Source organism: Colwellia sp. 5_MG-2023 (genome assembly GCF_030547795.1).
In the GTDB taxonomy this organism is placed as follows: Bacteria; Pseudomonadota; Gammaproteobacteria; order Enterobacterales; family Alteromonadaceae; genus Colwellia.
Window position 1 is genome coordinate 1 of the sequence record NZ_JAUOPW010000024.1, and the last position, 19,935, is coordinate 19,935.

Here is a 19,935-nt window from a genome sequence, read left to right on the forward strand (position 1 = left end):
GGCGAATAAATTCGCCCCTACGGTGATGGTAATCAATTCTTGCGTAGGACGTTTTCTGTATTTGGCGAATAAATTCGACCCTACGATGATGATAATCAATTATTTCGTAGGACGTTTTTGTAGGGGCGACTTCAGTCGCCTGTTCACAATACACCTCAATAACATAGTTATTATGTTATACCTACATTATTTGGCGAATAAATTCGCCCCTACGATGATGGTAACCGATTCTTGCATTGGGTGTTTTGTAGTAGGGGCGACTTCAGTCGCCTGTTCACAATACACCTCAATAACATAGTTATTATGTTATATCACATTATTTGGCGAATAAATTCGCCCCTACGGTGATGGTAATCAATTCTTGCGTAAGGTATTTTTGTATGGGGCGAATAAATTCGCCCCTACGGTGGTGATAATCAATTATTTCGTAGGACGTTTTTGTAGGGGCGACTTCAGTCGCCTGAACACAATACACGCCAATAACATAGGTATTATGTTATATCTCATTATTAGGCGAATAAATTCGCCCCTACGGTGATGGTAATCAATTCTTGCGTAAGGTGTTTTTGTATGGGGCGAATAAATTCGACCCTACGATGATGATGATCAATTCTTGCATTGGGTGTTTTGTAGTAGGGGCGACTTCAGTCGCCTGAACACAATACACGCCAATAACATCGGTATTATATCCCCATTATTTAAAAAATCATTGTCTTTATAAAATAATAAGCCAGGGATAAATGACTAGTTTAACCATTAAGCTTATCAAGAAGTCCGCCAAGCTTTTCTTTAGCTTTCTCTTTTATTTTATCTTTAGCTTCTTCTTTTAATATATCCGCTTGCTCTGCCTTAGCTTGCTGCCAAATAGATGATAACGCTTGTTTTACCAATTCAGCACCTAACTGACTGGCTGGCATACCAGATTCACCGCCAATATTACTTAACTGAATATCAGCTAATATTGCTTGGTGTGATTTATTACCAAGTTTTGTCAAATCAACCGTTAAAGAAACTCCCGCTAAGACAAATTTATTTACTCGAATTATTGGTTCAGCTTGCTCTGATTCTGACTCTACTGCAGTATTATCACTTGCAGTATTTTTCTTAATAGCCGCTAATAAATCTTTAATATTAGCATTACCATTTTCGGTAAACTCTACAACGGCTTCAGGCTTATCAATAATAATTTGATCAATAACAATAAGATCTGTCCCTAAACTTTTCAGGTTAATGTCTAAGGTTATCTCATTTAAAGAAAAAACTGAGGGAGCACTATAACTTGACGGATTAGCTAACACTAAGCCATTAATGGTACCAGCCCCTTTTAATAACTTCATGTCAACTCGATTAACGGTTACTGATTGTTCCGTCACGTCTGAGCCTACCTGCTCAATTTTTGTTTTAATTAACGCATTAATCGCATCACCGCTTAAAAAGATAAAAGCGCCACCCGCAATTAACACCAAAACACCTACCAATAAAATCAATTTTTTCATAACTTAAACACTCTTACATAATAATAATTAAACAAATGATAACTTATGAGATAAAGAACATTCAATCAATCTCTGTCTAACCAAGATTAATTAAATTCAGTATAAGTCATAGCTAAAGTAGAGCAAGCAGCTTAATTATCATATTTTAAACAATTGGACAGTTAAGCCATATTTTCAATATTTATACTTCTCTATACTAACTACATCAATCAACGCCAACGAGATAATAACGCTATGTCTAAATTTATAAATAAAATAGTATTAACACTTTCTTTTACTTGTTTAACTTCACTTGCAAATGCGTCATTAATTACTAATGGTAGTTTTGAGCAAACAACTTATGATGATAACTCTGTCGTGTCGGGCACTATTTTCAATACCGATTTACATACATACGATAGCGCTAATGGCATATGGGATGTCTTTTCTAGTTTACCAGGATGGACCACTTCCGGTGGCAGTGGCATAGAGTTACAAAAAGGTATCATTAGCCAATCACAAGATGGTTCAAATCACGTAGAGCTAGATTCACATGCAGGTACCTCTAATTCAGTTATGACCCAAACCATCAATGCATTAACAGTAGGTCAAAATTATCTATTAGAATTTTATTACAAGCCTAGAACCAATATTCTTAATGACAATGGTATTAATGTGTTTTGGTATGACGCCGCTAAAGACTTTAGTATAAATACGGATGCTGCTTTAGTGGTCGACAGTACAATAAATTTAACACCTGATTGGGCCCTACAATCTATATTGTTTACAGCAGAAGCTGAGTCAATGAATTTAAGTTTTGGCTCTTCTGGTATACAAAATACATTAGGTGGTTTAATCGACAATGTATCTTTAAAACAATCAACAGCTGTGCCTGAGCCATCTATGATCGCTCTTTTTTTAACAGCACTTGCTTTCTTAGTAGTACGTAAACAAAAAGCAAGTTAAAACGCGAATTTTATGACTTTCTCAGTGAATAGCACCCCCTTCTGTCTATTGACTGAGGAAGCTCATAATCTTAAATAAACACACTATAAAGAACAATCAAATACTTGTTCTTTAATATCAGCAAAACCTTTAATATTTAATAGTTCCGCCTTGTCTGACAGCTCACTAAAGTCTTCATGGCCAGTTGCAGAAAAATACAAACACGACAACATAAATAATACCAATTCATCTTGCTCACTTCGCTTTCCATTTACCTGACTAATTTTTTCTATATGGTTTAGTTGTTTAACTAAACTGACATCAATATGCCACATTGACAACATTAATGATGATGACGAGTAAATACTAATCTGCATTAACTCCCTAAGATGACAGTTAAGCGACTGTAGATCAGAAATACCACGCAAGGAATACAGCATCAATTCATGTTTATAGGCACTTTTATGCGCAAGTAAAAATACGCCTAGCAGGGCAAACGTTAATACTTGCTCTGTTAAAGGGATATCAAATTCAACTGCTGAGCTTAACGACTTACGAATAAGTTGAAAAAACTTAGGCGCAATTAAAAATATTTCGCTGTATTGCTCAATAATAATAGGATCTACATTATCTTGTAACGCGTCCTTCACCGCATAAATAATGGCAACATTAATAACGGTATTAATACCTAAATTTCGACTAATAGCTTCAGAAAGGTTATTAGGTGTTTTTCCGTATATCGCTTTACTGGCAAGGCCCATAATACGAGCAGAAAAAATAGCATCTTTACTAACAATTTCTACCGTTTTTTGAACGTCCAGCTCATCACTTTCTTTTGCATCCATCAACTCCTTACAACTACTTGACATTGGAGGGATATCTTCCGCAATCTCTATCAGTTTTTTATGACAACTACAGTCATTATCAACTAACGATACTACTCGAAATTGCGATGGCGTTACGCCAAATTTTTGCCGAAAAGCACGCTCAAAAGTAGCTCGTTCGGAATAACCCAACTTAATAGCTAAATCATCAATCTTAATTTTTTTCGTTAACAAAGTGCTTACGCAAAGTTCATTCAAAAACTTACTCTGGATAAGTTTATAGCTCGTCTCTTCTTGGGCAAGTTTACGGCGAAAAGAAGTCATACTCATTGCCAGTAATGAAGAACATTGTTCTAATGTTAGCGAGGCTGGTACTTCACTCTCATCTAATAAAGTATTAACAGCTTCTGTTAAGGGGAGCGAGTGTTCTAATTCATTCATCTCGTACGGCATCTATAATTTAACGATAAATGGTGTGTAATACACTCTACGTTGGATAGTCATAAAAAGCAAAAACCCAGTGTTTAAATAAAACACTGGGTTAAATGATACTAGTAATGCACATAGATTAATTAAGTCTAGTTATTAATCAATTCTAGTAATTAATAAGTTATAGCAATTAATAAATTATGGCAGTTATAGTTTAATGATGATTACACTTGCAACATAAGATGCTGATGTATACGTATCATAATATCGTCGCTTTCTTTTTTCCAATTAACTTCATCAGCAAAAGCTTTCACTGCGCTAATTGTTTGGTTCACAAACTTACCATAGTTATTATGCGTTTCATCACTTTTATCGGCAATGAAAACAATACGCAAGGTATCAACTAATTTATCTGCGTCCCAGTGTATACAGAAACGAGTTTCTGAATTATTGGGGTTAATACCAATAGAAATTAACTCACCTCTAATTTCTGCGACTTCACTTTCATCGTAACGTACAAAAGGAGAAACACCGTTAGCAATGAGTGCCGCTTGATTAATTTTGTTGCTATTACATGAGTTTTTAAAAGCTTGTTCAATTTTTTGATAAAGCTCAGTGAAAGGCGAGTCAGACAAATAATCAATATCTGTTCCTTTCAATAAACGACGTGCCATAGGTATACTGGCAATCGCATAAGTAATGGAGGTATGGTTGCTATCAATATTTTGATTTTGACTTTCATAGCGTTCTGCTATTTCTCTGAAGGTATGGCTAAGGGTATTACTAGCGCCTTTTTCTTTTGCAAACACGTCAAAGGTTAAATGCTGATGATCGCGTAATTTAATTTCATTTTCGGGTAAGCCAAGGGTAGTAGAAATTTCTTTCACCGCCTGATAAACAGTATTATGAAATTTACCTGCATTACTTCTTAGTTCTTCACCTGTTGCTAAAAATAATACTTTTATCTTTCTTACTCGCACTGCACCGTCGTAATAACCTTTAAAAGTGCTGTTATGCTGCGGACAATAAAAGAAATATGATTGCTGCTCGGTATGTAATACTCTCTGCTCACCACTATATCTTACGCGTACTAAGCGATTGTTTGCGACAAAGTTAACATGTGATAAATCATATTTTTCAACAACACCAAAAATTTTATGAGATAACGTTTGGTAAAAACGTTGATAGGGTTTCGCTAACGTTTCATCAATTGTGCCGCTAATTTTCTCAATTAAGCTATCTGTCAGCGGTATTTCAGCTAAGATATATTGATTATCACGTGAATCATTTGGTAAATAAACGCGCTCGCCGGCACGATGTTTTTTTAAAATAGATGAAGCTCTTCTCATTTTTCCTCCCCAACACACTAATAATAGTAAAGCACATCAAAAATCTAACGTTTTCTTGTGCTTTCCTTCCTTTACTTGTTTATTTTTCTGTCATTATCATACAATAAAAAATAATACTAATGTTACTTTTGTTGTTAAATTACTCCAAAAATATAAATAATATCGGCAGGTATAGTAAGACGTATCATTGATAATACGTCTTGATATGTTCAGTCTGATGTTCTATTGATTGCTTTATACTAATGATTACTACAAATTACTCATCAACTTCATTTGCTTCAGCTATCCGTTGTATACGATCTTGCTCTTCAAGAAACGCCGCTTTTATTTCTTCAATTACGTTATCGACATCAGCAGACACTTCACTTTCTTGAAAGAGTCCCGTTAGCTGAGTCTCAAATGTTAATTCACCGCTTTCGTATAAAGCCCACATTTCTTGTGCGTATTTGCTTAATAATAACTCAGGAGCAAATTGACCATAATAATTAGTCATGTTTTCTACATCACGTATTAACATTGCTTTAGCATTATTATTTGCCGACGCATCTACCGCTTGTGGTAAATCAATAATCACCGGACCATATTCATCAACTAAGACATTAAACTCTGATAAATCACCATGAACAATACCAGCACATAACATGCGTAAAACATAAATCATCACTAATTGATGGTCTTCTATCGCTTGCTCTTTTGACATAACCACATCATTTAATCGTGGTGCTACATCACCCGCTTCATCAGTGATAAGCTCCATCAACAAAACCCCATCAAAACAACCGAAAGGGTGTGGCACCCTAACACCAGCTTCTGCCAATGTGTAGAGTGCATCAACTTCAGCATTTTGCCATGCTTCTTCTTGTTGGTTACGACCGTACTTAGAGCCTTTTTCCATAGCTCTAGCACGTCTACTGTTCCGACTTTTCCTGCCTTCTTGGTATTGAGCTGCTTTTTTAAAACTACGTTTATTAGCTTCTTTATAAACTTTAGCACAGCGAATTTCATCGCCACAACGCACCATGAAAACAGTCGCTTCTTTACCACTCATTAACTGACTAATAACTTCGTCTACTAAGCCATCATCAACAAGTGGCTGAATACGCTTGGGAGTTTTCAAAACCTTAAGCAACCTTTTGATTATTTAACTGGTTAGCAAGATACTCGTCTAAAGAACCTTCAAAACTAACTAATTTTTTATCTTTAATATCGATAATACGTGTTGCCAAACTTGAAACAAATTCACGGTCATGGCTAACAAAAATTAACGTACCTTCAAAATCTTTTAACGCATTATTTAATGCATCAATCGCTTCAATGTCCATATGGTTAGTAGGCTCATCCATAATCAGTACATTAATATCAGCCATCATCAATTTACCAAATAACAAACGATTTTTTTCACCACCAGAACAGTTACGTGCTTTTTTATTTGCGTCATCATCAGTAAATAACATGCGACCTAACATACCACGTACACTTAAATCGTTATGACAAGGCCTACGCCACTGCGACATCCAATCCATTAATGTTAAGTCATTATCAAAAAATGAGCTACTATCTTGCGGGCAATAACCTACAGAAGCATTTTCAGACCATTTAACAACGCCTTCTTTTTGCGCTAATTCACCCATTAAACAGCGCAATAACGTAGTTTTTCCTACGCCGTTTTCACCAATAATAGCTAATTTAGCACCGGCTTCTAATAATAAATTACCGTTACTAAATAAATTTTCACCTTCAAAACCATGAGCTAACTCTTCAAGTTCTAACGCTTGACGGTGCATTTTTTTACCTGGAGCAAAAGCTATTTTAGGCGTTATACGACTTGATGACTTAACATCATCTAACTTTATTTTATCCATCTTCTTAGCACGAGAACTTGCTTGCTTCGCTTTTGACGCGTTAGCACCAAAACGGTTAACAAAGTCTTGTAATTCAGCTATTTCAGCTGCTTTTTTATCATTACCTGATAATAACTGTTCACGTAATAAGCTAGACTGCTCTAAGAAGAATTCATAATTACCTGGATAAATACGTAATTCACCATAATCAATATCAGCCATGTGCGTGCATACTGAATTAAGAAAGTGACGATCATGTGAAATAATAATCATAGTACATTTACGTTTGTTTAATTCACCTTCTAACCAGCTAATGGTATGAATATCCAAGTTGTTGGTTGGCTCATCAAGTAACAAAATATCAGGGTTTGCGAACAATGCTTGAGCAAGTAATACACGTAACTTCCAACCTGGCGCAACTTGTTGCATCGAGCCAAAATGGAAAGACTCTTCAATTCCAGCTTCTAATAAAATTTCACCCGCACGACTTTCAGCAGTGTAACCATCCATTTCGGCAAATTCACTCTCTAATTCGCCAGCGCGCATACCGTCTGCTTCGCTCATTTCAGCTTGTGCGTAAATAGCATCTCTTTCTTGTTTTACTTTCCATAAAGGAGCGTCACCCATGATTACAGTATCAATTACGTTGTTTTCTTCAAAAGCAAACTGATCTTGTCCCAAAGTGCTTACTTTGTGGCCAGTGCTCACAGACACATTACCAGAGCTTGGCGTTAACTCACCACTTAATATTTTCATAAAAGTAGATTTTCCGCAGCCATTTGCACCAATTAAACCGTAGCGGTTACCATTGCCAAATTTAGCCGATATGTTTTCAAATAAAGGCTCTGCGCCAAATTGCATTGTAATGTTAGATGTAGTGATCAAAAGAAGTTCCTAGGTAGTGCCAACAGAGATAGAATGCCGATTAAAATAACAAGCAGAGTCCAAATAATAAGGTCGCGTATTATACAGCAATATCCTTGCAGTCTATACACTATATTGAATTTAATTGGTTGTTTTTTCGCCTTTGCACTCAAAAATGACTTTATTTTCATTTTTATTGTTAAATCAAAGGCGAATCCCCTATTAAGCAAGCACGTTATTAATCGTTGCTAAAGTGGCGTGATAGTCTTGATAATTAATAGGAACCTGATATCGCGCACCACCATATTCAAGTACAAGCGAAGGAAAACCTTGATTGGTTAATGTTCTCGCAAACTGAATTTGATTGAGTAAAGTTTGCTGAGTTTGTTCTGATTGGAAATCTCGCGTAAAACGCGATAAATCAAAGGAAATTATTGACGATTTACCGTCTCTAGTGCCTCCTTTTGTGGGTAACTCTTGTAAAGATAACTCCCTTGCTAAATCTATTAAAATATCACTATCTGAAGGGTTTAAAGCTCGTAAATAATACCCTTTTTGGATCGCTTCAATCATTTGCAATTGATAGCCTTGATTATGCGCAGCAATAACCGCTCGACAAGCATTATATGTAGAGCGACGCGGCGTATTATTTCGCCAAAAATCAAAATTAAACTCAGTGCCCAATTTTTTTTCAATGGTGTGCCAATGCGCTTCAATCATCTTTTGCTGCTCAGCAGGCATTGGCGTGTTAGAGTCTGGCGCTAAGCCGCCAACAACATATTCTACTTGAATGGATTCAGGTAAATTAAGCTTCAAAGCGTTCCAAACTGGACGATATCCCCAACACCAACTACACATTGGATCGTGAATATAATATAAGATAGTGTTCATTGTTGTGCTCATAACAGCTTAATACCAAATTGATTGTGTGATTATTCACTTACAGCAAAAGCGTTATAACTAGGGTTAGTGCTGTAAGTGAAAATAGATAATTAACCAAATAACTTGTTTAGTTTATCTTTAACTTTATCTTTAACTTTGTCTTTTACCTTCTCTTTTGCTTCTGAACTAATATCAGGGCGTACTTTCACATCATGAAATGGGCCAGAAATTTTAATCGGGATTTTAATACCTGAACTTGAGTCTTGTGCCGCTTGTCCTTGAACAGAGGCCACCATTTCAGTAATAACTTGCATGCTAACTTTGGTGTTTGGTAAATCAATATCACCCGTACCTGACACGCGAATAAAAGGATTGTTTAAGGATAAACTCTCGGTCTTAGCTATCCCGTCAGTTAATATAAAATCTCCTTGTAACGCCGCAAAATCAGTTTTTTCTGCATTACTAAAATCGCTATCTAAACTGACCGCGGCTAAGTTACCTGACATAATATTTGTCGCACTTTTAGCAATCGCGGCTAAGTTAACACCTTTCACCGCACCGTCAATAAAACTAAAATTAAGTTCACCATTAAGCTGGTTAATAAAATCTCGCTGGCTAACGCCTTTAGTAGATAAATTCCAAGCTAATTGCCCTTTACCTAATAACTTATCAAAACCAATTGCATCGGTAAGTAATGGCTCTGCATTGATATTTGCTAATTCGAATTTAGTGGAGATTTGATAAGGTTTTTTATTCGCTAAAACTTCTATCACACCTGAGCCTTGTCCTTGATATCCTTGAAAGTCTATTAGGTTAATGGTCGCTTTTGCGTTATGTGTTTTAACCGATAACTTATTCTCACCTAACTTGATATCTTGTACAAAAAGTTGACGCGATTGAATCGTTATATCGCTATTAATTAAACCTAAGGCAGATAAGTCAATCTCACTGTCATCCCACACTAAGGGTTCACTCTTAACTTCGGCTGTATCATTAGTAGTCGTCGCTTGTTCAGCTAAGGCGCTTTCAGGCAAGTATGGGTTAAGGTCTAATATACCTAAATCAATAGCCCCATTAACTGTTAAGGGCTCAGATAATGTTATATCAACCAATCCGGTAAAAGCTAATTTATCAAGCTCAACCGCGATATCATTTAGCGTGAGCTTATTACTAGCAAAATGCATACTGGTCGCTAAAGAGAATTGATTAAATGCCTCTTCTTTAGCTGCCAATGGCATACCTTGCCACTGTAATAAGGCTTTAACTGAATCACCTGCAATTGATAGTTTTCCGCTAATATCCTGACCTTGTGCTTTTATTTCACCTTCATAGTTCACATTGGCAAGCTCAGATAATAACGCCAGTTTAATGGTAAATGGTTGGTTATTAATCGCTTTAGCAGGTGTGGTTATACTTGATTCAAGTTCAAATACTTTATCCATATAGCGAACACTACCTGATAAATTAAGCGGTTGTCTTAAAGAAGGTAATAATACCGCCAGATCTAGCTGATCAATTGTTTGTGTTGTATTGTTTTGATGATCTACCATAGTGAGCTTACCACCTTGAACTTCAACTTGCCCAAGGCTAATATCAAAATTGTCAGGCAATGCAACGTCTGTAGTCTGCTCTTTGCTTACACTTGGTTCACTCGCATTATTATCAGCAATATCAAATTGCCAATTAGCTTTTCCTTTCGCTGATGTTTCTAACAAAATATTAGGATTAACAATAACAAACTTATCTACATTTAGTTCCCCAGAGAATATTGATAGCCAAGGTATATGAATATTTAACTGGTCAAGTGTTGCCATATCAGGCCTTGATCCCTCAGGAGCATTAGCAAAACGTACATCATTAAGCACCAAAGATAATGACGGGAAGAAACTTAATGATTTTTCTCCATCTACTGACAAAGTACGACCCGTTGATTCTTCTACTTTTATACTCACTTGTTTAACAATATCTTCTGTCGATATTAGTTGTGTCGCAGCTACAACTAATAAAACCATAATAGCTATAATGATGGTTATTATTTTTATAAATATTCGCATAATTTATATAATTCTCGCTGAGTTAGAAATAAATTTAATCAAATTGCTACTACTATAGTAAACATGTGTATGGAAGTCAGCGATTAAAATGAAATAAAGTATTACGATTAATTTAAGCATTAATTATTAAATAGTTATCTTCTGAATCTAGTAAGCTTCTTAACAATGTATTGTAAAAACGATTACCAGTGGATAGGATCTACTTGATAATACTGCTTTAATTGTTGGTATAGTTTTGGATGCTCAGCATGGAACTGTTGCGCTTTTTCAAAAAACACTTCACTGGCCACAGCAAAAAATTCTGCGGGATTTGTTGCGCCATAATAATCAAAAAGTGAAGGCGTACCAGTGGCTACATTGCTTTTCAATTGCTCAAATTGTGCCGAAAAAACATCAGACCAACACTGGTAATTTTGACCTTTTTCTAGAATAGGAGCACCATTCGCACGGCCATTTTCTTGATCTAATTGATGTGCAAATTCATGAATCACAACGTTATGACCATCATCAGGTACTTTGGCACCATCAAGAGTATCTTGCCAAGATAGAACAACTTTACCGTAGTCCCATGACTCACCCGCTAACACTGTTTTTTGCGTAAATTGTACGCCACTCGCATCTTTACTTTGTTGATTTTTAACAAAAGCACGAGGGTAAACAAGTATTGTTTGTAGTTTAGGATAAAAATTAGTTTTTCTATTAAGTAACAACAAACAAGCTTGAGCTGCAACCGTTACTCTGATCTCATCTGTTATTTGAACGCCATTACAGCCAATAAAGTTTTTTTCAGCTAAAAACACCTGAATATGTTGCTTAAGTTGTAACTGCAAGTCAGCAGGCATCTGTCTGAAATAAGGCATTCTTTTCTGGATGATTTTTCGCCACTCTTTTTTAAATGGCATGCTAGCTATTCTACTACGTTGATAATTGCGCCAATAAGGTTTACCAACTGAGTAACCTATAAGCAAGACACCAATAAAGATTGGTAATAAATAAGACAACATAATAAAAAGTCAATGATTGGTTTTATTATGAGATTGGTACAAAAGAGCTAAATATCAAGCAGACCAGTCATTAATTAAGTTTAATAATAAAGCTGCCCCTAAGTTTCAAGTTTGAAGTGCAACAATAATAAGGACTAATAAGTCGACAGTCATTCAGTGAGCAAAATCCCCCATTCAAAAGCACTTGTTGTTATAGAATCGATTCTTTATAGTAGCTCACTTGTATGAATTAAAAGGAATAAATTATGTTTATAAAATTAGGAAAATCATTACTAAAAGCGACGTTTACACTAGTTTTAGTACAGCAAAGCGCTCTTGCCAATGTAACAGAAGCACCGCTTGTTTCAATCAAGTCTCATGATGACTATTTCACTAATATTAGCCAATATTGTGGACAAGCGTTTGAAGGAAAAGTGACTGAAGATAACTCAAACAGCGATAGTTTTGCCAATAAAAAACTCATTATGCATGTACGAAAATGTACTGATTCTCAGCTTCAAATACCATTTCATGTTGGCGACGACGCTTCAAGAACTTGGATTATCACGAAAACAGGTTCGGGTTTATCGTTAAAGCACGATCATCGTCACAAAGATGGCACTAATGATGTTTCAACCATGTATGGTGGTCATACAATAGACGCTGGTTGGGCTGAAGTGCAATCATTCCCTGCTGACCAATACTCTAAAGAGCTTTTTGTAAAGCAAGGTATTCCTCAATCAGTAGGTAATACATGGCAAATGTTTATTTATCCAAGCCAGTTTACGTATAGATTGATCAGGGATGGCAGAGAGTTTAGAGTCGATTTTGATTTAACTAAACCGGTCACTCCGCCTGCTGCACCTTGGGGCTATAAAGATTAATGATAGTTATAAAAAAAACGGGGCTAAAATAAAATTATTTTAGCCCCGTTTCTTCACGGCAATCAATTATTTATAACAAGTTAAAAATAATTGATTGCCGGTTTGATTAATTATCGCCTGAGTTAGTTAAGCAAATCTGTAATGAACGCTTGATAAGCATTAGGCTCAACAATAGCACCATGATGCTGAATCACAAATGCAGCCGACTTAGAAGCAAGCTCTATCGCTTCACTAAGGCTTAAACCATTAGCTCTTGCGCCAAGGTAAACACCATTAAATGAATCACCAGCAGACGTTGTATCAACTACGTTATCAACAGGGGTGATAAAGAACTCATAAGCAAGATCGCCTAAATAACAAATAATCCCCATTTCACCATTTTTGATGATTAACTCATCAAACTGATACGGTTTACAAAAATCATAAACCTCTTGCGATGTTGTCATACCATAAAGTTGCTCAAAATCGTCAACTCCTGGCAATAAAACATCTGCTGCACTAAAAGCTAATTCAAATTGCTCTTTCGCTTGTGCAGGTGTATCCCACATTCTAGCTCGATAATTTGGATCAAAAACAATCTTAACATCGGCAGATTTTAATTTTTCTATCATAGACCAAAAATCAGCACGTGCTTCAGGTTCAACAACCGCTAAAGAAATACCTGAAAAGAAGAACATATCCCCTTCTGATAACTGGCTTATTGCTTGATCATCGATATGCTGCATAACCTGGCGAGCCGCAGAATCATTGCGCCAATAGGTAAAACTGCGTTCACCTTTATCATCAAGTTGAATTGAATATAAGCCTGGTATTTTAGTTTCTGATTGAAAAACTAAATCCGTTCCAATTTGCTCATCTTCAAAATATTGAACCATTTTTTGGCTAAAATTATCTTTTCCAACAGCGGTTACCAAGTTTACTTTTATATCACTAAAAGTACGCTTTAAATAAACTGCTGTATTAAAAACATCACCGGCAAATGACTGTTTAATGGTACTTGATGACTTTTCTTGCGAAGCTGTCATCAGCTCAATCATACACTCACCGAATAAAAAAATGTTTTTCATTTATAAAGCCTTATTCTTATTTAAACTAAATTTATACTGATTCTCTTATTGGAATCAGTATAAATTAATTACTTAATAACTCAATTACTTATTGCTTTTAAGCGGTTCAATTTTTGGGATAAGAATCCAAACAGCAGCAATGGCAATAATCGCTAACGATGCACCAATAACAAATGCTGGGGTATAATTACCATCAGCCGTTAAAATAGGTACAAGAGCGGTTAATCCTAAAGCGCCTAACTTAGCTGCCATACCAGAGAAACCAGAAAGCGTACCAACGGCTTTTTTACCAAATAAGTCACTAGGCAGTGTTTGCACATTACCAATAGTTGTTTGGAAACCAAATAAAATTACAGCCATAATAATAACAGCCATCGTTGGTCCACCAGGATTAGCCATTGCTAACAATGCTGGTAACATAATTAGACAACCTAAAGTGATCGTCAATTTACGTGTCTTATCTGTAGTCCAGCCAGCCTTGATACGATTTTGCGCAAGAAGACCACCAAACCAAGCACCAAACATAGCACCAACGTACGGCACCCAACCATAGATACCAATAGATTTAACGTCCATGCCATAAACTTCATTCAAGTAAATAGGAATCCAAAAAACGAATAACCACCAAATAGGATCGATTGCTGCAGAAGCGATGATCACGCCCCAGCTTTCTTTACGAGAAAGTAATTCAGCTGTTGATGGGTTGTATTCGTTTTCATCACATACACCTTCAGAATCAACAGTTTTTTGACCTGTTAGAATATACTCGCGTTCTTCGTCAGTGATCCAAGGATGATTTTTTGGTGGCGCTTTCACTAATATTATCCAAGGAATAAGCCACAATAGACCGACTAAACCAATAACAACAAAAACCATCTGCCAACTAAAAAATACGGTTAAATAAGCAATTAAAGGAATAGCAATAATACCACCAATAGCGGCACCTGAATTAAAAATTCCCTGCGCTAAGGCACGTTCTTTAGTAGGAAACCAATCAGCATTACTTTTAGCTGCCCCTGGCCAGTTTCCTGCTTCAGCGACACCTAATATTGCACGGAAGATACTAAAACTAAGTACCCCTTGTGCCATAGCATGCGCGGCTGTTGCCAAAGACCAAATACCAATAGACAAGACAAAACCTAATCTTGTTCCTACCCAGTCAAATATTTTGCCAAAGATCGCTTGACCAAAAGCGTAAGATAAAATGAAAACAATAGAGATGTTTGCATAAATTTGTTTACGCTCTAAAGCCGACTCATCAGGAAATAATTCCTCAACAATATCAGGCCATAACACACTAAGTGCTGAGCGATCGATATAATTAATTACTGTGGCTAGGGCAATTAAAGTAATTACCCACCAACGTAGGTTTTTTAATTTCATACCTATTTCCCTACCGGTTTGCTGTTGGCTTTTTCAATATCTAAATTATCAAATGTGCCTTCAGGTAAAAAATCTTCACGTGGCGGACTGAATGTATCAATCAAAATACCACCTGTAGGAGACGTTGCACCGTGATCATCGTAAGGTGCCATGAAACAACTATCACCCGCTTTTAATATCTTAGTTACACCATTAATATTAAAGTGAAATTCACCTTCAACAATATAAGTAACTTGTGAATGTCTATGAGCATGGTTGTAACCAATTGCGCCTTCAGCGAACCAAATTTTAACGGCCATTAATTCATGGTTATAACCTAACATTTGACGCTTTAGTCCACCGCCAATGTCTTCAATTTCTGCTTCATTACCAAATGTAAAAACTTCACCTTTGCTCATTTTTTTCCCCTACTATTTAATTTTTAATAATTCAAAACGGCCATTAAACTCATATTTTTTGCCGTTATATGTAAATGCATTTTTATGGTCTTTCTTTACTGTTTTAGCTGAATTGAACGCTAATAAGTAATGTCTGTTACCTGAAAAACCAATTTCAACAACATCAATATTGTTGTCTTTTTTATGTGATAATCTTTGAAGCTGACTTACCGCACCTATAGTGAACTCTTTCGATGGGTTATATTCTCCATGAGGCTCTAATACATTAACAAAAGTATGGTTGTTCGCTTTAACCTTACGGTTAATAAACGCATTTTCATTACGTAAATTAAAGAATGGGTCGTTCGCACCAATTTGAGTAAACATAAATGATGCATCACCATCCATAATAGATGAATTTGTATAGAATCGCCCATTATCATTTAACCAAGTAATTTGAGCTAGACCAGCTTTAGGTTGTGCTTGAGCTTTTAACCATAAGTGTTGATAGCCATTTTCTTTACCTAATGCAGGCAAACTGGTTAACTGAGTATTTAGATCAAAGTTAGTACTAATTAAATGACCTTTGTAATGTAAAGGTAGGTCGTACTGATGTTTATTCTTTGAGTTTACATCAAATATATCTACAACCAGTGATAAATCTTGAGCTTTATCACTCGGAATATTTATCAAAGCGATAGTACGTTTTAACGAGACGCCTTCATAAGCACTATCAATCAATGCTGAGCTAATAGTTACGTTATCATTCTTAGCAAAGAACACTAGTTCAGGGTGATTAGCATTACCCACTTCTGTCACACCATTGAAGTGTGATTTTTCATCAACAACAACAGTATTATGAGCAATAGTTTGTTTAGCCCAAGTTAGGTTTTCAGGTAAGTAACGACCACCATATTTAGCTTCAACGTTTAAGAAACGAGCTGCACCATAGTCTGAAACAATCTCTTCACCTCTATCGTAAAACTGCCAAGTTAACTTATCAAAATGACCGTGACCTAACCCTTGCGCAGCAGGCTTAAATAAAACAGCTTGTTCGCCACCGACATTTTGACGCATAATAACTAACGCACCATCATTACCGTCATTACCATCACCGAAGGCAACTGAATTAAATTTATATGGTTTTTCTAATTTATTATCAAGCGCTTGAGCAACTTTCAAACCGTCACCCGTTAATAAAATTTGATCTTGTTGTTTAGCAATATCAAGTAAACTTGCATCACCTGTTAAACCGTAAGCAACCGCAACACCATTCACTAACTCAATAGTGTCTATGCCTTTACTTTTAATTGCGTCATTAATAGGAAAAAACAATTTGTTATAACTTAGCTGTATCGTTGTATCAATTGCTTTTAATACGATTCCGTCTCGGTATTCAAATATTTTACGTTCAGGTTGATTGGTTTGTATTACTTTCGCAAAAGTAACAAACGGCATTAAGGCATAACGTTGATAATAAGGACCTTCATTGTAATAACCTTGTGGTGAGAACAACTCATCTAACTGCCTTAAAAAACCACCTGTTCCTGATTTATCTAAACCATAAAGCGCTTGTTCAACCCATTCTGGCTCGTCTAAAACATAACCTGTCATACCCACGGCCGTTGTAGTCCATGTACCGTGATTATGTACTTTGTTAAATGTTTCAGGTGAATCTACCGAAAGAAACTTTACGATAGGACGAAATAGTCCAGCTTCAATTTTTGCTTTTTCATCTGTTGATAACGTAGCCAAAATCAAATCGTAAGCTTGGCTGGTATAAACCAACCAAACAGCTTCATTTAAACTTTGCCAAAACAATTTACCTGGGTTTTGTTTACCTATTTTTCTTTTTGGATGTGGTGGTAACGTAGGGTATAGCTGTGCATAACCAAGTAACATATCACGCACATAATTAGCGTATTTTTTATCTTCTGTTAATTGATACATCACACCAGCATCATACATTAACTTGTAGTTTGTTTTATGACGCTCGTGGGTATAACCACCACCACCATCTTTTGGTAACGGTATCGTTATCTCTTGCTTTATTTGTTCATCCACAGAAGATTTTTTAGCGGTAAAAGTGCGCTTAAACTGCCCTTCTTGAGTAATAGCTGTACGCATTTTTTCAACATCAGCTGTAGTTATCACTAAGTTAGGACTTGTTTTTGCAATAGCTAACGAGTTAACACTAACACTTGCTAACACAACCAATGCTACCATCCAACTCTTCGACACAGACACTACTGGTCTTACATTTAATACTTTAGAAAATATAGACATAGGTTTCTCTTATTATAATTGCTTGTTATTAACTAACACTGCAGTATGTGGGCCTTTAGCGTGTAACTCTTGTACGCTAGGTGAAGTCGTGTTGTTAAACGTATTGGTTTTAATCAACGTTTTAGGTTCGCCAACAGTATGTTCAATAATAATAGGTGCTGAGTTTTTAAAAGTATTAGTGTCGATATTTACAACTTGTACGCCATGTAAATAAAGACTTGCAGCAGACTTATTACGTTTTCCTTTACCACTATTTTCTATCTTGTTGTTTGTCATTTCTAGGTGAGGACCAAATGTACTTTCATCAGTACCGCCACGATATAAGTTAACTAAAGCCCCATCGACATTTTTAAAGGTGTTATTCTTTAAAATGGCATACTCAGTGTTATAAATACCTAGGTCTTCAATTTCTTTATTTAAGCGAAGAATATCACCAGTAACCTGTGTAAAGTTATTATCGGTTAACTCAATATAGTCTGCAAAAGCACCTTTACCTGAATCAAAGAAATGAAATGAATGGTTAGTATCAAGTGCACTAATATTACTATTACGTAAAACAAAACGGTAATTATCAACCATACCCCATTTCTGCGTACGAATTAACGTATTACCTGCAGCATCAGGGCTATTCATGCCACTAATATTTAAGCCATCGAGTGTTAAACTACCGCCATTAGAAATTTGAAATAACGTTGAGCGCTGGAAAGTTATTGTTACTTTACCTTTATTTTTTGCTTTAATCGTTAACGTTTTATTTACGTCGATCATTTTTCTTACATCATACTGACCATCGGCCAATACAAGTACATCACCTTCATTGGCAACTAATACGGCATTAAATAAAGCATCAGCTTCATCTTTAACTTGTACGATTTTTCCTGAATCAAAAGCTACTAATGCTTCATTTTTAGCATACCAGCTAGGACCTGTTGCCGACTTTAACGTTGGTGTTAGAGACTTTTTAGCTCCTTTAGCCGCAAGTGCTTTATTGACAGGATAAAGTAAACCGTTGTCAGCACGTGCTAGTGCGATTTTTTCTTGTTTAACGCCTGATGCAATTTTTTCATCCACTAGGGTATTAGCAATATTCCCTTTAAAAGCAATACCACTTACATCATCAAATAACGTAAAAGGTTGTTGACCATTCTCATTGAAAATTAAGTTATTTTGCATTGTAGAGTTAATTGGTACTGCCGTTCTTTCTGCATCACTACCTGCTGCTAATTGCAAATGATCAACATTAATAAAACTGTTATTTTCTACTAGTGCATTATTCACTTGATGGTATCGATTAATCTTAGAGTTAGGAACACCATTCATTACCGTAAAACCACTACCAAAGCGATAACCAGTTAAGCCTTCAAGGTAATTATTTCTAACAATTTGATTTTTATTAATGACACGAATACCGCCAGTATGATCAACACCATTACCAAAAAACACGTTTTCTTCAATTAAGTTACCATCACCATGACGTAGCGTTAATGTCCCTCTTGATTCAAAAAACACGTTATTACGAATCGTGTTTTGTGCTGATTTAATTGAGATAATTTCTACTTCACCATCACAGCGGTCAAAATAGTTATTTTCAACGACAGTAAATGAATTGGATAACGAATAATGGCTTGTACCGATACGTAATGTTTCACCACCATTAGAGCCAAAGATAGGGCGAGGACCAAAGTAATTGTGATCTATTTTATGATGGTTTTCTTGGCTTTCTTCGCTATCAAGACGTACAGCGACTGTTACACCTTTATTTTGTTTTCCTTCAAGGTGACTATGATCAAAACGATTGTGCTTACCGTACAAAGCTACCCAATAATCTGATTCACTTTTATCCGGATTGTTATAGTGGTCAATAACCACTTCACTTACACGTGAATGGTAGGCCAAGTTATCTTTAGTACTTCTAAATGCGATAACTGAGTTGCTTGGTGTATAACCATCTTTAAACACCAAACCTTTAACAACTAAATGCTTTCCCGCTAATCTCAAATTAGATTGACCAGTAAGAAAAACTTTACCTTTGGTTTCTGCTTTGAGCGTGATCGGTTCTTCTTTCGTTCCTTCACCTTCAAATAGAATTTCAAAATTATTCCAAGTACCATTAGACAAAATTATTTCATCACCTGGTGATAACTTATCAAGCGCACTTTTATATTCAACTTGCGATTTAACAACCCATGATTTCGCCATAATTTGTTGACAAAAAACAGTGCTTAAGATCACTAAAGTTGAAAAAATAACACGTGGGAAATGTTTAGACTTGTTCATAACTACCTCAAAAAC

At 35.9% G+C, this 19,935-nt stretch carries 15 protein-coding genes; 2 read left to right on the forward strand and 13 right to left on the reverse strand.

Annotation, left to right across the window (positions count from 1 at the left end):
• Positions 1–749 precede the first annotated feature (749 nt).
• A complete protein-coding gene (locus Q4496_RS14195) occupies positions 750–1,496 on the reverse strand; it encodes an AsmA family protein (protein WP_215972513.1) in 747 nt (248 codons plus the stop codon).
• A gap of 234 nt (positions 1,497–1,730) precedes the next feature.
• Between Q4496_RS14195 and Q4496_RS14200 the strand changes: the two genes are divergently transcribed.
• On the forward strand, positions 1,731–2,441 hold the full coding sequence (locus Q4496_RS14200) for a DUF642 domain-containing protein (RefSeq protein WP_303610694.1): 711 nt from the start codon (positions 1,731–1,733) through the stop codon (positions 2,439–2,441).
• 83 nt (positions 2,442–2,524) lie between these two features.
• Here the strand turns inward: Q4496_RS14200 and Q4496_RS14205 are convergent, their stop codons facing one another.
• The 7 genes from Q4496_RS14205 to Q4496_RS14235 all read right to left on the reverse strand — a co-directional run bounded on the left by Q4496_RS14205 (position 2,525) and on the right by Q4496_RS14235 (position 11,667).
• On the reverse strand, positions 2,525–3,685 hold the full coding sequence (locus Q4496_RS14205; protein ID WP_303610695.1) for an AraC family transcriptional regulator: 1,161 nt from the start codon (positions 3,683–3,685) through the stop codon (positions 2,525–2,527).
• 212 nt (positions 3,686–3,897) lie between these two features.
• Positions 3,898–5,022, reverse strand: coding sequence for a DUF3083 family protein (locus Q4496_RS14210; RefSeq protein ID WP_215972515.1), 1,125 nt, complete (start codon positions 5,020–5,022; stop codon positions 3,898–3,900).
• Positions 5,023–5,278: 256 nt separating this feature from the next.
• Positions 5,279–6,139, reverse strand: a complete 861-nt coding sequence (locus tag Q4496_RS14215) for a PA4780 family RIO1-like protein kinase (protein WP_303603100.1) — start codon at positions 6,137–6,139, stop codon at positions 5,279–5,281.
• A 4-nt stretch (positions 6,140–6,143) separates the two neighbouring features.
• Entirely contained in the window at positions 6,144–7,748 is a 1,605-nt protein-coding gene (locus Q4496_RS14220) for an ABC-F family ATPase (protein WP_215972517.1), read from the reverse strand.
• 201 nt (positions 7,749–7,949) lie between these two features.
• Positions 7,950–8,618 (reverse strand): DsbA family protein, encoded by a 669-nt coding sequence (locus Q4496_RS14225; RefSeq protein ID WP_303610696.1) that lies wholly within the window; start codon positions 8,616–8,618, stop codon positions 7,950–7,952.
• Between the two features lie 101 nt (positions 8,619–8,719).
• Positions 8,720–10,663, reverse strand: a complete 1,944-nt coding sequence (locus Q4496_RS14230; protein WP_303610697.1) for an AsmA family protein — start codon at positions 10,661–10,663, stop codon at positions 8,720–8,722.
• 182 nt (positions 10,664–10,845) lie between these two features.
• A complete protein-coding gene (locus Q4496_RS14235) occupies positions 10,846–11,667 on the reverse strand; it encodes a zinc-dependent peptidase (protein ID WP_303603098.1) in 822 nt (273 codons plus the stop codon).
• Positions 11,668–11,912: 245 nt separating this feature from the next.
• On the opposite strand from Q4496_RS14235, the gene Q4496_RS14240 reads away from it, so the two are divergent.
• Positions 11,913–12,530 carry a hypothetical protein gene (locus Q4496_RS14240; protein WP_215972521.1) on the forward strand — a complete coding sequence of 206 codons (618 nt, stop codon included), beginning with the start codon at positions 11,913–11,915 and terminating at the stop codon, positions 12,528–12,530.
• 122 nt (positions 12,531–12,652) lie between these two features.
• Here Q4496_RS14240 and Q4496_RS14245 read toward each other — a convergent pair whose 3' ends face one another.
• The 5 genes from Q4496_RS14245 to Q4496_RS14265 form a co-directional block, all read right to left on the reverse strand.
• Positions 12,653–13,597 carry a sugar kinase gene (locus Q4496_RS14245; protein ID WP_303603097.1) on the reverse strand — a complete coding sequence of 315 codons (945 nt, stop codon included), beginning with the start codon at positions 13,595–13,597 and terminating at the stop codon, positions 12,653–12,655.
• 84 nt (positions 13,598–13,681) lie between these two features.
• The gene (locus Q4496_RS14250; RefSeq protein ID WP_303610698.1) at positions 13,682–14,980 is read right to left on the reverse strand and encodes an MFS transporter; all 1,299 of its coding nucleotides are present in this window, start codon (positions 14,978–14,980) and stop codon (positions 13,682–13,684) included.
• 2 nt (positions 14,981–14,982) lie between these two features.
• Positions 14,983–15,378 (reverse strand): cupin domain-containing protein, encoded by a 396-nt coding sequence (locus Q4496_RS14255; protein WP_159821326.1) that lies wholly within the window; start codon positions 15,376–15,378, stop codon positions 14,983–14,985.
• A gap of 12 nt (positions 15,379–15,390) precedes the next feature.
• A complete protein-coding gene (locus tag Q4496_RS14260) occupies positions 15,391–17,583 on the reverse strand; it encodes a heparinase II/III family protein (RefSeq protein WP_303603105.1) in 2,193 nt (730 codons plus the stop codon).
• 72 nt (positions 17,584–17,655) lie between these two features.
• Positions 17,656–19,920 carry a polysaccharide lyase 6 family protein gene (locus tag Q4496_RS14265; RefSeq protein ID WP_252727429.1) on the reverse strand — a complete coding sequence of 755 codons (2,265 nt, stop codon included), beginning with the start codon at positions 19,918–19,920 and terminating at the stop codon, positions 17,656–17,658.
• Between the last annotated feature and the right edge of the window lie 15 nt (positions 19,921–19,935).

Coding starts and splice junctions, on each gene's coding strand:
- Q4496_RS14195 (WP_215972513.1), bottom strand. CDS start 1,496: ATGAAAAAATTGATTTTATTGGTAGGTGTTTTGGTGTTAATTGCGGGT.
- Q4496_RS14200 (WP_303610694.1), top strand. CDS start 1,731: ATGTCTAAATTTATAAATAAAATAGTATTAACACTTTCTTTTACTTGT.
- Q4496_RS14205 (WP_303610695.1), bottom strand. CDS start 3,685: ATGAATGAATTAGAACACTCGCTCCCCTTAACAGAAGCTGTTAATACT.
- Q4496_RS14210 (WP_215972515.1), bottom strand. CDS start 5,022: ATGAGAAGAGCTTCATCTATTTTAAAAAAACATCGTGCCGGCGAGCGC.
- Q4496_RS14225 (WP_303610696.1), bottom strand. CDS start 8,618: ATGAACACTATCTTATATTATATTCACGATCCAATGTGTAGTTGGTGT.
- Q4496_RS14230 (WP_303610697.1), bottom strand. CDS start 10,663: ATGCGAATATTTATAAAAATAATAACCATCATTATAGCTATTATGGTT.
- Q4496_RS14235 (WP_303603098.1), bottom strand. CDS start 11,667: ATGTTGTCTTATTTATTACCAATCTTTATTGGTGTCTTGCTTATAGGT.
- Q4496_RS14240 (WP_215972521.1), top strand. CDS start 11,913: ATGTTTATAAAATTAGGAAAATCATTACTAAAAGCGACGTTTACACTA.
- Q4496_RS14245 (WP_303603097.1), bottom strand. CDS start 13,597: ATGAAAAACATTTTTTTATTCGGTGAGTGTATGATTGAGCTGATGACA.
- Q4496_RS14250 (WP_303610698.1), bottom strand. CDS start 14,980: ATGAAATTAAAAAACCTACGTTGGTGGGTAATTACTTTAATTGCCCTA.
- Q4496_RS14255 (WP_159821326.1), bottom strand. CDS start 15,378: ATGAGCAAAGGTGAAGTTTTTACATTTGGTAATGAAGCAGAAATTGAA.
- Q4496_RS14260 (WP_303603105.1), bottom strand. CDS start 17,583: ATGGTAGCATTGGTTGTGTTAGCAAGTGTTAGTGTTAACTCGTTAGCT.
- Q4496_RS14265 (WP_252727429.1), bottom strand. CDS start 19,920: ATGAACAAGTCTAAACATTTCCCACGTGTTATTTTTTCAACTTTAGTG.